At 73.7% G+C, this 13153-nt stretch carries 9 protein-coding genes; 3 read left to right on the forward strand and 6 right to left on the reverse strand.

The window, feature by feature from the left end; genetic code table 11:
- Positions 1 to 4: 4 nt before the first annotated feature.
- The 6 genes from ABD998_RS07775 to galT form a co-directional block, all read right to left on the reverse strand.
- Positions 5 to 1192: a glycosyltransferase gene (locus ABD998_RS07775; protein ID WP_345437731.1), complete on the reverse strand. Its 1188-nt coding sequence runs from the start codon at positions 1190 to 1192 to the stop codon at positions 5 to 7.
- An 83-nt stretch (positions 1193 to 1275) separates the two neighbouring features.
- Positions 1276 to 2721 (reverse strand): CCA tRNA nucleotidyltransferase, encoded by a 1446-nt coding sequence (locus ABD998_RS07780; protein WP_345437733.1) that lies wholly within the window; start codon positions 2719 to 2721, stop codon positions 1276 to 1278.
- A 53-nt stretch (positions 2722 to 2774) separates the two neighbouring features.
- A complete protein-coding gene (locus ABD998_RS07785) occupies positions 2775 to 3821 on the reverse strand; it encodes an NAD(P)-dependent alcohol dehydrogenase (protein WP_345437735.1) in 1047 nt (348 codons plus the stop codon).
- Positions 3822 to 3889: 68 nt separating this feature from the next.
- Positions 3890 to 5410: a class I SAM-dependent methyltransferase gene (locus ABD998_RS07790; protein ID WP_345438254.1), complete on the reverse strand. Its 1521-nt coding sequence runs from the start codon at positions 5408 to 5410 to the stop codon at positions 3890 to 3892.
- 228 nt (positions 5411 to 5638) lie between these two features.
- On the reverse strand, positions 5639 to 6841 hold the full coding sequence (galK, locus tag ABD998_RS07795) for a galactokinase (RefSeq protein ID WP_345437737.1): 1203 nt from the start codon (positions 6839 to 6841) through the stop codon (positions 5639 to 5641).
- Entirely contained in the window at positions 6838 to 7986 is a 1149-nt protein-coding gene (galT, locus tag ABD998_RS07800) for a galactose-1-phosphate uridylyltransferase (RefSeq protein ID WP_345437739.1), read from the reverse strand. Before galT ends, galK begins: the two co-directional genes overlap by 4 nt.
- Positions 7987 to 8073: 87 nt before the next feature.
- Between galT and ABD998_RS07805 the strand changes: the two genes are divergently transcribed.
- From ABD998_RS07805 to murJ, 3 genes are all read left to right on the forward strand, one after another.
- The gene (locus tag ABD998_RS07805; RefSeq protein ID WP_345437741.1) at positions 8074 to 9048 is read left to right on the forward strand and encodes a LacI family DNA-binding transcriptional regulator; all 975 of its coding nucleotides are present in this window, start codon (positions 8074 to 8076) and stop codon (positions 9046 to 9048) included.
- A 92-nt stretch (positions 9049 to 9140) separates the two neighbouring features.
- Positions 9141 to 11333 (forward strand): DUF6049 family protein, encoded by a 2193-nt coding sequence (locus ABD998_RS07810; protein WP_345437743.1) that lies wholly within the window; start codon positions 9141 to 9143, stop codon positions 11331 to 11333.
- The gene (gene murJ / locus ABD998_RS07815; RefSeq protein WP_345437745.1) at positions 11326 to 12957 is read left to right on the forward strand and encodes a murein biosynthesis integral membrane protein MurJ; all 1632 of its coding nucleotides are present in this window, start codon (positions 11326 to 11328) and stop codon (positions 12955 to 12957) included. The genes ABD998_RS07810 and murJ overlap by 8 nt, the downstream gene beginning before the upstream one ends.
- Positions 12958 to 13153: the final 196 nt, after the last annotated feature.

The following is a 13153-nucleotide window of genomic DNA, read 5'->3' on the forward strand; positions in this document are numbered from 1 at the left end:
GGTGTCAGGCGGGGAGCGCGTCGCCCCGGTAGAGCGCCTCGAACGTGTCGAGCGTGCGCGTGATGTCGTGCGCCTCGACCATCCGCAGCGAGGCGCGCTGCATGCGCTCGCGCTCGGCGGCGTCGGCGGTGAGCACGTCGGCGAGACGCGCGGCGAGCGCGTCGACGTCGCCCGGGGCGAAGAGGTGCCCGTTCTCGCCCTCGTGGACGAGGTGGGGGAGGGCGACCGCGTCGGCGGCGACGATGGGCAGCCCCGACGCCATCGCCTCCATGGTGGCGATGGACTGCAGCTCGGCGATCGACGCGATGGCGAACACGGATGCCCCGGTGAGGGCCCCGCGCAGGACCTCGTCGGTCGTGTGCCCGTGGAACGTGACGCGCGAGCGGATCCCGAGCTCGTCGGCGAGCGCCTCGAGCGCGGGGCGCTGGTCGCCGTCGCCGACGAGGTCGACCTTCGTCTCGAGCGCGGGGTCGAGCTTCGCGACGGCGCGGAGGATGATGTCGACCTGCTTCTCGCTCGTGAGACGGCCGACGAAGACCACCCGGTTCTCCGTGCGCGGCGAGAGGTCGGCGGTGTACTGCGACTGGTCGATGCCGCAGCTGATCGGCACGACCCCCGCGATGTCGATCGTGCTCTCGAGGAAGTCGGCCGCCTTACGCGTGGGCGTGGTGACGGCGGCGGTCAGTCCGAAGGTGCGCTTCGCGTCGGCCCAGGCGAGCTTCACGAGGACGCGGTTGAGCGACGCGGGGAGGCGCGTGAAGTCGAGGATGTTCTCCGGCATGACGTGGTTCGTCGCGATGACGGGGATGCCGCGCTTGCGCGCCTCGCGCGCGAGGCCGCGGCCGATGACGATGTGCGACTGGATGTGCACGACATCCGGGCGCACCTCGTCGAGCACGGCGCGCGCCCAGTGCTTCGACCGCCACGGCCAGACGAAGCGCAGCCACTCGTGCCAGGCGAGGCGCATCGACGGCAGCCTGTGCATCGTGACGGGCTCGCCCTCGATGACCTCGGTGCGTGCAGGCGCCTTCCGCCATGCCGTGTTGGGCGCGCTCACGTGCACGTCGTGGCCGCGCTTGACGAGGCCGGCGGCGAGTCGCTCGGCGAACCGTGCGGCGCCGTTGATGTCGGGCGAGAACGTGTCGCAGCCGAGCAGGATGGTCAGCCGGTCGTCGGACGCGGGAGATGTCACGGATACCTCGCAGAGGGTCGCGGCGGCGCCATGCGGCCTGGAGAAGTCCCCCCGACTCTATGCCACGAGGCCGCGAGCGCGCCTCAGGCGTGCCGCGGGGGCTGGTCCTGCGCCTCCCACCAGGCGCGCAGTCGCCTCTCGGCCTCCCCCTCGCCGAGCGCGCCCTCGTCGAGGCGCAGATCGAGGAGGAAGCGGTACGCCCTGCCCACCTCGGGGCCGGGGGCGATGCCGAGGATCCGCTGGATGGCGTTGCCGTCGAGGTCGGGGCGGATGGCGTCGAGCTCCTCCTGCTCGCGCAGCTCCGCGATGCGGTTCTCGATGTCGTCGTACGCGCTCGCGAGGCGGGCGGCCTTGCGGCGGTTGCGCGTCGTCACGTCGGCGCGCGTGAGGATGTGCAGGCGCTCGAGCTCGTCGCCCGCGTCGCGCACGTAGCGGCGCACGGCGGAGTCGGTCCACGCGCCCTCCGCGTAGCCGAAGAAGCGGAGATGCAGCTCGATGAGGGTCGACACGGAGCCGATCGTGTCGCCGTCGTACCGGAGCGCCTGCAGGCGCTTGCGGGCCATCCGCGCCCCCACGAGATCGTGGTGGTGGAACGAGACCGCGCCGCCCGGCTCGAGCTTGCGCGTGCGGGGCTTGCCGATGTCGTGCAGCAGCGCCGCGAGGCGCAGGGCGACGTCGGGCTCGGCATCCGGATGGCGGCGCCGCTCATGGTCGATCGCCTGCGCGAGCACCGTGAGCGAGTGCTCGTAGACGTCCTTGTGGTGGTGGTGCTCGTCGACCTCGAGTCGGAGCGCCGGGATCTCGGGCAGGAAGCGCTCGATGAGCCCCGTGTCGACGAGGACGCGGAGACCCGCGACGGGGTCGTCCGTCTGCAGCAGGCGCGTCAGCTCCCCCTGCACGCGCTCGGGGCTGACGATGTCGAGGCTCTCGCACAGCTGCGCGACGGCGTCGCGCGTGCCCTGCTCGATGGAGAATCCGAGCTGGGAGGAGAACCGGGCGGCGCGGAGCATGCGCAGCGGGTCGTCGCCGAAGCTCACGGCGGGCTCGATCGGCGTGCGCAGCACGCCCGCGACGAGGTCCTCGATGCCGCCCGTCGGGTCGACGAGCTTCACATCCGGAACCCGCAGCGCCATCGCGTTGACCGTGAAGTCCCGGCGCGTGAGGTCGGTCTCGAGGCTGTCGCCGAACGCGACGACGGGCTTGCGGGTGGTGCCGTCGTAGCTGTCGGCGCGGTAGGTCGTGATCTCGACCTGCTCGCCCTGCACGCGCGCGCCGATCGTGCCGAACGCCCGGCCGATGTCCCACTGGGCCGTCGAGATCGGCGTGACGATCCGGAGGATGTCGTCGGGTCGGGCGTCCGTCGTGAAGTCGAGGTCGTGCGTCGGGCGACCGAGGAGGGCGTCGCGCACAGGGCCGCCCACGACGGCGAGATCGTGCCCCGCGGTGGCGAACGCCTCAGCCAGCGTGCGCACGACGGGCGACGCCGCGAGGTCGCCCAGGCGCGCGAGACCGTCGGCCATGTTGAGCATGCTCTCCAGGGTAGTCGGCGGCCCCGCGCGCACCGTACGTCAGACGGCGGGCATCAGACGGCGTGCGGCACGACGACGGCGCGGCCCGACAGCTGCCCCGATTCGAGGCGGCGGTAGGCCTCGAGCGCGTCGTCCATGCCGTAGCGCTCGACGTCGGGACGGATCTGTCCCTTGCGGTACATCGCCACGACCTCGTGCAGGTCCTCGATCGTGCCCCAGTAGGTGTTCGTGATGGTCGACTCGTAGGGGGTCGTGAAGAACGACCACTCCGTCACGCCGCCGGCGATCCCCACGACGGTGAGCCGGCCCATCTGCGCCATCGACGCCTGTGCCGTCTTGATCGTGGGGGTCGCTCCGACGAAGTCGAACGCGGCGTCCACGCCGCGGCCGCCCGTGATCTCGCGGATGCGCTCGACCTGGCCCTCGCCGCCGGGGACGACGACGGCGCCGTTGGCCTCGGCGCGTGCCATCGCGTCCTCCTTCATGTCGGTCGCGATGACGGTCGCGCCCGTGAGCGCCGTGAGGATCTGCACGGCGATCTGCCCGAGGCCGCCGAGGCCGATGACGAGGGCGAAGCGGCCGCCGCCCGCGAGGTTCGGGAGCGACGCCTTGATGGCGTGGTACGGCGTGAGGCCCGCGTCGCTGAGCGGCGCGGCGTCGACGGGGTCGGCGTCTCCGAGGGGCACGAGGTTGCGGGCCGGCACGACGACGTACTCGGCCATCCCGCCGTTGCGGCCGATGCCCGTCGCGAGGTAGGGCATCGTCGCCGCGTTCTCGCAGTACGTGTCCTGGCCGCGCGAGCAGGCCTTGCAGTGACCGCAGCCGATGGGGCCGTAGACGAGATAGGCGTCGCCCTTCTCGAAGCCCTCGACACCGGGGCCCGTCGCCTCGATCCAGCCCGACACCTCGTGTCCGAGGACGAAGGGCGGGTTCTGCGCGCCGGGGGCGCCGGCGGAGAACTCCTTGTAGATCGCCACGTCGGAGTGGCAGGCGCCCGAGCCGGCGACCTTCAGGAGCACCTCTCCGGGGCCGGGCGTCGGGGTGTCGACCTCGGTGAGGGTGGGGAACGTGTGGAACTTCTCGAAGACGACAGCGCGCATACCCCCAGGCTACGCCTGTCGAACAGCGCCGGTGGGGGGATTCTTTCGCGGCGTCGAGATCCGGAGTGTTACGCGGGGGCGACGAAGCCGTCGAGCACGAGCTCGCGGACGGCGGGGAGCAGCCCGCCCCGCAGCGCGGCCTCGTCGACGTCGAGGAGCTGCGCGAGGGCCGCGACGATCTGTCCGAGCGACAGATCGCCGTCGCACGCGCCGACAAGCGCCGCCAGCGCCGGATCGGCCTGCACCGAGCGGCCGAAGCCGCCACCCTGGCGCAGCTCGATGACGCTGGGCTCCTCCGCGCCTGGAAGGTGATGACGCGAGTCGGTGACGTCGGCGGCGACGCGCAGGTGCAGCGCGAGCAGCGCCTCGTCGTCGAGGCCGGCGACGCGGTCGTGTGCGGCGATGACCTGCGCGAGGTGGGCGCCGAGACCGCCCTCCGAGGGGATGGGCTGGCCCACCCGCTCGTACCGCGCGAGGGTCGGCCTTCCCTCGGCACGCCGCAGCAGCACGTAGCCGAAGCCGACGGCCGTGACGCCGCGCTCGGCGAAGTCGTCGAGCCACGCGTCGAGCAGCCGATCATGCGCGGGCGTGCCGGGCGCCGTGCCGCCGTCGCGGATCCACATCTCGGCGTAGGCGATCGGATCGAGCTCCTCGCGCTCGACGACCCACGCGTCCAGCGGCACGTCCGATGCCTCGACCCAGGCGCGCACCCTGTCGAGGCCGGCCGCGCCGTTCTTCGTCTCCCAGTTGCCGAGGAACTGCGCCACGCCGCCGGGCTCGAGGTGCGCGCCGACACCCGCGACGACCTCCTGCACGAGCGCGTCGCCGACGAGCCCGCCGTCGCGGTACTCGTACTCCGGCACGCCCGTGGCACGCGGCGTGATGACGAACGGCGGGTTCGACACGATGCGGTCGAACCTCTCGCCCGCGACCGGCGCGAAGAGCGATCCCTCGCGCGTCTCGATCGAGTCGGCCGCGTCGAGCGCCGCGTTCAGCTCGGCGAAGCGCAGGGCGCGCGCCGAGATGTCCGTCGCGACGACGCGCTCGGCGTAGCGCCGGGCGCGCAGCGCCTGCACGCCGCATCCGGTGCCGAGATCGAGCACCGACCGAACGGGGGTCGGGAGCTGCAGCCCCGCGAGCGTGAGCGATGCGCCGCCCGCTCCGAGCACGTGGTCCTCGGCGAGGGCTCCGCCGCCGACGGCGAGCTCGTCGAGATCGCTCGCGAGGAGCCATTCACCCGGACCGCGCTCGTCATGGAACGACTGCGGGCGCAGGACGGCACGGGGCACGACGGCGTCGCCATCCGCCTCGACGAGGCCGAGCGCCTCGAGGCCGGCAGCGCCCGAGCGGGGGAGAGCGGCGTCGACGGCGACGCGTGGCTGCGCGACGCCGAAGATCAGCAGGCGGGCGAGCGTCGCCAGCGTGTCGTCGCGATCGCGGATGGCGCGCAGCGCCGGCGCGCGGAGGCTGCGGCCGATCGCGTCGTCGGCGTCGACCCCCCACATCGCCCGCAGCGCCTCCGAGCGGAAGCGCGCGGCGGACAGGTCGGCGGCGAGGGCACGGCACAGGTCGGCGTCAGGCGTCGGCATCACCCGTCCATTCTCGCGCGGGGCGGGAGCGGGGCGGGAGCGGCGTGCGGTCGGCCCTGCGGCGCCCGCCCGTGCGGGTGCAGGCACCCCGCCGCTTCATCAGTGCGGATGTAGGCCACCCCCGCACTCGCCAGTGCGGATGTCCGTCAAAGCGGTCGATCTGACCTACATCCGCACTGGCGAAGCCCCGCGGAGCGCCCCAGCACCCGATGCTGCAACCCCGGCGCATCACGCGTCGCGGCGTGCGCCCTCCGAGGGGGTGACGGTGAAGGTGTTCGGCGCACGGAATCCCGCGGCGGCGAAGGCGTCGCGGGCGGCCTGCGCCACGACGTCGACGCGGTCGGCGTCGACGAGGGCGATCGCGGCGCCGCCGAATCCCCCGCCCGTCATGCGCGCGCCGACGGCGCCGGCGGCGAGCGCCGCCTCGACCGCCGTGTCGAGCTCGGCGACCGAGATCTCGAAGTCGTCGCGCATCGACGCATGCGACGCGACGAGCAGGTCGCCGATCGCCCGCGGGCCCGACGCCCGCAGCGTCGCGACGGTGTCGAGCACGCGCTGGTTCTCCGTGACGATGTGCCGCACGCGGCGGAACGTCACATCGTCGAGCTGCTCCTGCGCGCGCACCAGGTCGTCGGTGGAGAGGTCGCGCAGCGACGGCACGCCGAGCTCGGCGGCCCCCTTCTCGCACGATTCGCGGCGCTCGCGGTAGCCGCCCGTGGAGTGCGCGTGCTTCACCTGCGTGTCGATGACGAGCAGGGCGAGCCCCTCGCGGGCGAGACCGAGGTCGACCGACTCGGTCGCGAGCGTGCGGCAGTCGAGGAAGGTCGCGGCGTCCTCCCGGCCGAGCGTCGACGAGACCTGGTCCATGATCCCCGTCGGCGCTCCCACGGCCTCGTTCTCGGCGGTGCGGCCGAGCTTCGCGATCTCGAGGCCGTCGAGCCCGAGCCGCCACAGGTCGTTCAGCGCAGACGCGGTCGCCCCCTCGATGGCGGCCGACGACGACAGCCCGGCGCCGACGGGCACATCCGATGCGATGGCGATGTCGAGGCCCGTCACGTCCGACGCTGCGTGGCCCGTCGCGGCGAGCGCCGCCCACGCGATCCCGAGCGGGTACGCGGCCCATTCCGGCACGGCCCCCGACGTCACAGCACGCCCCGACGGGCCGTCGAAGGTCGCGGCGAGGTCGGCGACGGGAAGCGAGAACGGCTGGCGGTCGAGCGTCGACACGACGCGCAGCACGCCGTCCTGGCGCATTCCGACGGCGGCATACGTCCGGTGCTCGATCGCGAAGGGCAGCACGAACCCCTCGTTGTAGTCGGTGTGCTCGCCGATGAGATTGGCGCGGCCGGGCGCCGACCACACCCCGGCGGGCTCTGAGCCGGAGAGCGATGCGAGAAGGGCGGCGGCCTGGGTGCGCCCGTCCGCGCTCACGCCTCCACCGCCTCTCGCAGACGTGCAGCGGACTGTTCGGGCGGGACGTCTCCGATCCACGCTCCCATGGCGGCCTCCGATCCGGCGAGGTACTTGAGCTTGTCGGCCGCACGACGCGGCGAGGTGAGCTGCAGATGCAGCCGGGCGGTGTCGCGGGCGACGTCGACGGGCGCCTGATGCCACGCCGCGATGTACGGCGTCGGCGTGTCGTAGAGCCGGTCGACGCCCCGCAGCAGGCGCAGGTACACGGGCGCGAGCTCGTCGCGCTCCGCGTCGGTGAGCTCCGTGAAGTCGGCGGCGTGACGCCGCGGCGCGAGGTGCACCTCGATGGGCCAGCGCGCCGCGAACGGCACGTACGCGATCCAGTGCTCGGCCTCGAGCACGACGCGCGGGCCGGCGGACTCGAACGCGATGATGCGCTCGAACAGGTCGGCGCCCTCGCGCTCGATCGCCTGCAGCAGCAGCTTCGTGCGCGGCGTGATGTACGGGTACGAGTAGATCTGGCCGTGCGGATGGTGCAGGGTCACGCCGATCTGCTCGCCGCGGTTCTCGAACGGGAAGACCTGGCGGATCCCGGGGAGGGCGGAGAGGGCGGCCGTCCGGTCGGCCCATGCCTCGATGACGGTGCGGGCGCGCGTCACCGACTGCGTCCCGAACGATCCCTCGCGCTCGGGGCTGAAGCAGACGACCTCGCAGCGGCCCACGGATGTCCGCGTGCGGCCGAGCCCCGGGGCGTCGAGGTCGTCGAGACCGCGGGCGGGGTCGACCGCCGCCGGCGCATCGCCCGTCGCGACGTCGAGCGCGGGGCCGAACGACGGCGACTTGTTCTCGAACACGGCGACGTCGTAGAGGCTCGGCACCTCCGAGGGGTTCGCAGGGGTCTGCGGCGCGAGCGGATCGAGCTCGGCGGGCGGCAGGAACGCGCGGTTCTGCCGCCCGGCGGCGACGGATATCCAGTCGCCCGTCAGCACGTCGCGCCGCATCGTGGCGGTGTCGGGGCGCGGTCCGAGCTCCCGCTCGTCGATGCGCCGCTCGGCCGGGAGCGCCGTGCCCGCATCGTCGAAGTAGATGAGCTCGCGCCCGTCGGCGAGACGCGAGACGCGCTTGACGACGCCGGCGCCCAGGGTCGTGGCCGATGCCTGCATCGTTCCTCCGTTTCGTGCGCGATGTCGCGCGTGTTGACGTCAACATGGATGCTAGTGCAAAGTTGTTCGAACGAGAAGGGAGCCGTCATGGCGCAGGTGTCCGCCGCGGACGTCGCCCGACTCGCCGGCGTGTCCGGACAGACCGTCTCGCGGGTCGCGAACGGCTCGCCGCGCGTCGATCCCGCAACCCGCACGCGCGTCGAGGCGGCCATGGCGGAGCTCGGCTACCGCCCGAACCGCACGGCGCGCGCCCTCCGCACAGGACGCACCCGCACGATCGGCGTCGTCGTGCGCACCCTCGCCTCGGTCGGGAACACCCGCATGCTCGAGGCGCTCACGGCCGCGGCGTCCGCGCACGATCACGCGGTGCTCGTCGTGACGCTCTCCGACGCCGACGAGGGGGCGGATGGCGCGCTCGGCGCGCTCGCCGACCACGGCGTCGACGGGGCCGTGGTCCTCAACGAGGCGACCCCCTCGCTGCGGGGAGCCGCCGACCCCGGGTTCCCCGTCGTCGCCGTCGACGCGGCGGGGAGCGACCGGTTCACCGTCATCTCCTCCGACCACGCGGGCGGCGCGCGGGCGGCGACGACGCATCTGCTGGGGCTCGGCCATCGCGTCGTGCACCACGTCGCGGGCCCCGCGACGTCGTACGCCGCGTCCGAGCGCGAGAGCGGATGGCGCGCGGCGCTCGCGCAGGCGGGTGCCGCGACTCCGGCACCCGCGCGCGGCGACTGGACGGCGCGCACCGCGACGCGGGTGGCGCGCGAGCTGCTGGCCGACCGCGCCGTGACGGCCGTCTTCGCCGCCAACGACCAGACCGCGCTCGGCGTCCTGCACGCCGCGCACGCGCTCGGCCGCGACGACGTCGAGGTGGTGGGCTTCGACGACGTCGTCGACGCGGCCGACTACTGGCCTCCGCTCACCACCGTCGCGCAGGAGTTCGACGAGCTCGGCACGACGGCCGTCGAGCTCCTCCTCGCGCTCCTCGCGGGCGAGCCGGTCGCTGAGCGCACGCTCGTGCCGACCCGGCTCGTCGTGCGCGCCAGCGCGCCCCGGGCCTGACCGTCCGCGCGCCCTCGCAGGGCTCGCCCAGCCGCGTTCGTAGGATTGACGGGTGCGCCGCCCGTGCGCGCGACCCGACGAGCAGGATCCCCATGACGCGACGGACGGCCCACACGACGTGCCTTCTCCGCCTCGTCGCGCCCTCCGTCGCCCTCGTCGCCGTGCTCGCGTCGGCCTCACCGGCCGCCGCGTCGACGGCTCCCGAGGAGGATCCGCCCGCCCGCCTGCTCGCGACGTCCGAGAAGGAGGCGTCTGGTGCCGTGGCCGGGGTCCCGGCCGAGATCGACGACACGGCGCAGGGCACCTCACCCGCCCTCTCGCTCCTCCCCTCCGACGACGGCGTGCTCGCGGCCGGCGGCACGCTCACCGCCTCCGCCGTGGTCGACAACGCCGCCGTCGACGAGCTCGCGGCCGGCACCCTCGAGCTCGCGATCGGCGCGGACGCGCTCGCCGACGACGACGCGCTGACGTCCTGGCTCGAGGGCGGTGCCGACGCGGCGCTCACGACCCTGCAGTCCGCGCCCGTCGAGGCGGTCGGCGGGGGCGCCGTCCACGAGCAGACGCTGTCGGTGGCCGCCTCCGTCGAGGGGCTCGACGGCGTGACGACGGGCGTCCATCCCCTCGTGGCGACATACACGTCGGGCGCCACCGTGCTCGAGGCGCGATCGGTCGTCGTCGTCTCCGACCGCAGGGCCCCCGTCGGCATCGTCGTGCCGGTGACGGCGCCGCCGAGCGCCGCGGGCGTCCTCGACGCGGACGCGCTCGCCCGCCTCACGGGACCGGGCGGAGCGCTCGCGCAGACCCTCGAGGCCGTCACGGGGACGGGCGCCGTGCTCGCGGTCGACCCGGCCATCCCCGCGGCCATCCGCGCCCTCGGGTCGTCGGCGCCTGCTCCCGCCGTCGAGTGGCTCGCGACGCTCGAATCGCTGCCGAACGAGCGCTTCTCCCTCCAGTACGGCGACGCCGACGTGGCCGCGCAGCTGCAGGCGGGGCTCGGAGAGCCGCTCGCGCCGACGAGCCTGCGCGCGTTCGAGAGCGGAGAGGACTTCGCGGCGACCCCCGAGCCGTCCGCCTCGCCCGAGGTCGACGACGCGCAGGACGCGCAGCCCGAGTACCCGACCCTCGACGAGCTGCTCTCCATCGGCGAGGAGACCGCCGAGGTCGTCTGGCCGGCCGAGGGTGCGGCCGGGGCCGACGTCGTCGCGGCCCTCTCGACGGAGTCGGTCGCGCTGATCGCCTCGACGTCGACCGCGCAGGGGGCGGACGGCGACGCCGTCGCCGCGCACGGGGACGGCGTGCTCGTGTACGACGACGCCGTGTCCGACGCGCTGAGCGCCGCCGCGCTCGCGTCGGACGACCATGCCGAGGCGCTCGTCGAGGCGTCGGCACTGCTCTGGTTCGCGTCGAGCGGCGACGAGCCGACGCTCATCGCGCTCGACCGCGCGACGTTCGACGACACCGGGGAGACGGGTCGCACGGCGCAGACTCTCCGCGACGCGATCGAGCGGGTGACGCGCAGCGCCGCCGTCGACACGCAGTCGCTCACCGACCTGCTCGCCGCCGACACGCAGCCCGTCGACGTCGTCGACATCGCGCCCGACGCCGAGCGCACGGCCGCCGTCTCCGCCTTCACCGCGGCCGAGCCCGACCTGGCCCGCGTGGCCACCGCGCTCGATGAGCCGGAGCTCCTCACGGGGCAGGCGAGGGCCGAGGCCCTGCAGCTGCTCGCGGTGGGATGGCTGTCCGAGCCCGACGCGTGGCGCGAGGCGGTCGCCGCGCACGCCGAGACGACGGCGCAGCGCGTCGACGGGATCGAGATCCGCGTCTCCGACCAGGTGCAGCTGCTCAGCGCCGAGGCGCCGCTGCCCGTGTGGGTGCGCAACAGCCTCGCATGGCCCATCACGGTCGTCATCGAATCGCAGCCCGACAGCGTCGTGCTGGAGGTGCGCGAGAGCATCGAGGTCGAGGTGCCGGCCGGCAGCAACCCTCGCGTCGAGATCCCCGTCGAGGCGCGGGTCGGAAGCGGCGAGGTCGGCCTCGCCGTGACGCTGCGGACGCAGGGCGGCGAGCAGATCGGCGACACGCGCAGCATGGCCGTCACGGTGCGCGCCGAGTGGGAGCGCGTGGGCGTCGGAGTGCTCGTGGGCATCGTCGTCCTGCTCGTCATCGGCGGGGTCATCCGCACGGTGCTGAAGCGCCGGCGCGCGCGACAGCCGCACACGGGCGACGACGCGGATGGCGCGGACGACGTGGACACCGGGGAGAAGGTCGCATCGGATGAGTAGTCTCGGCCGCTCCAGCGCGCTCATCGCGGCCGGGACGCTCGCCTCGCGCGTCACGGGGCTGCTCCGCTCCGTCGTGCTCGTCTCCGTCATCGGCGGGGCGTACACGGCCGCGGGCGACGCGTTCACGAACGCGAACCAGCTGCCGAACAACATCTACATGGTGATCTCCACGGGCATCCTCACGGCCGTGCTCGTGCCGCAGATCGTGAAGTGGTCGGCGCGCGACGACGGCGGCGGATCGCACATATCGAAGCTCATGACGCTCGGCGCCGTGCTGCTCGTCGGCGTGACGCTCGTCGCGATGGCGCTCGCCTGGCCGCTGCTGTGGATCTACTCGAGCCGCTTCACGCCCGATCAGCTCGCGCTCGGCGTGCTGTTCGCGTACTGGTGCCTCCCGCAGATCTTCTTCTACGGGATGTTCGCCCTGCTGGGCGAGACCCTCAACGCGCGCGGCGTTTACGGGCCGTACGCGTGGGCGCCGATCGTCAACAACGTCGTGTCGATCGCCGGGTTCCTCGTGCTGCTCGGCCTCGCGGGCGGCGACCAGGTGCACGTCGCCGACTGGCAGCTCGCCGACGGCGCATGGAACCTCCCCAAGATCGCCGCGCTGGGCGGTGTCGCGACGCTCGGCATCGTCGCCCAGACGGCCGTGCTCGTCGTCTTCTGGCGGCGCACGGGCCTCAGCATCCGGCCCGACTTCCGTTGGCGCGGCATCGGCCTGCGCGCGGTCGGCAGGCTCGCCGGATGGACCTTCCTCATGATGCTCGTCGGGCAGGTGCTGTCGGCCTACCAGCAGACCCTGCTGTCGACGGCGTCGGGCTCCGGGCCCGCCTCCACGAGCTGGTTCAACGCGTGGCTCGTCTTCATGCTCCCGTACTCCGTCATCGTGCTCTCGATCGGGACGCCGTACTTCACACGTCTCAGCGGCCACGCCGCTGCGGGCCGCGACGACGACGTCCGCGCCGACATCGGCCGCGCCGTCCGCACGCTCGGCGTGCTGTGCGTGCTCGCCGCGGCCGCCGTGATCGTGGCCGCCGAGCCCGCCGCACGCATCTTCAACAACAGCCGCGAGGATGCGCTGTCGGTCGCGCCCGTCCTCATCGGGTTCCTCGTCGGGCTCGTGCCCCTCGCCGTGCAGTTCGTCGTGCAGCGCACGTTCTACGCCTACGGCGACACGCGCACGCCGTTCTGGTTCACCGTGTTCCAGGCCGTCGTCGCCGCGGCGCTCGCGACGCTGTCGGCGCTCGTGTTCTCGAGCGACGAGCTGCTCCCGTACCTCGCCGCGGCGATCGCCCTCGGGCAGTCGCTGTCGAGCCTGGCGCAGGTGGTCCTCGCGTCGTGGCTGCTGCGCCGGCGTCTCGGCCCGGTCGGCATGGGCGCGTCGATGGCGGCGCTCGCGCGCTTCGCGCTCGCGGCGCTGCCGGCGGCGGCGGCGGGATACGGCGTGTACCTGCTGAGCGGGGGAGCGGCGGGCTGGATGCTCGCGGAGAAGATCCCCGCCGTCCTGGGATGCCTCGTGATCGGCGCCGTGGTGGCCGTCGTCTACGTGATCGCCCTGGCCGTGCTGCGCGCACCGGAGCTGAAGGCGATCACGCAGCTCGTCCGGGGGCGGCTCCGCGGCTGACGGGACCCCGCGAGACCGGGACCCTGCGGCGGGCGCGACCCGAACGCGCCCGCCGCAGGACGGAGCACCCGGAGCGTTCTGGAGACGCCGCACGGGTCCGCTGCCGCGAAGCTGGGGAGCATCCGCGGAGCACCCCGATCGAGGGGGCATCTCGACGCTAGCCAACCGGCCGTCGCCGACGCGCCGGAGCGCGGCG

The organism is Microbacterium gilvum (assembly GCF_039543865.1).
GTDB classification, from domain to species: Bacteria; Actinomycetota; Actinomycetes; order Actinomycetales; family Microbacteriaceae; genus Microbacterium; species Microbacterium gilvum.

Coding starts and splice junctions, on each gene's coding strand:
- murJ (WP_345437745.1), top strand. CDS start 11,326: ATGAGTAGTCTCGGCCGCTCCAGCGCGCTCATCGCGGCCGGGACGCTC.
- ABD998_RS07790 (WP_345438254.1), bottom strand. CDS start 5,410: ATGCCGACGCCTGACGCCGACCTGTGCCGTGCCCTCGCCGCCGACCTG.
- galT (WP_345437739.1), bottom strand. CDS start 7,986: ATGCAGGCATCGGCCACGACCCTGGGCGCCGGCGTCGTCAAGCGCGTC.
- ABD998_RS07785 (WP_345437735.1), bottom strand. CDS start 3,821: ATGCGCGCTGTCGTCTTCGAGAAGTTCCACACGTTCCCCACCCTCACC.
- ABD998_RS07810 (WP_345437743.1), top strand. CDS start 9,141: ATGACGCGACGGACGGCCCACACGACGTGCCTTCTCCGCCTCGTCGCG.
- ABD998_RS07780 (WP_345437733.1), bottom strand. CDS start 2,721: ATGCTCAACATGGCCGACGGTCTCGCGCGCCTGGGCGACCTCGCGGCG.
- ABD998_RS07805 (WP_345437741.1), top strand. CDS start 8,074: ATGGCGCAGGTGTCCGCCGCGGACGTCGCCCGACTCGCCGGCGTGTCC.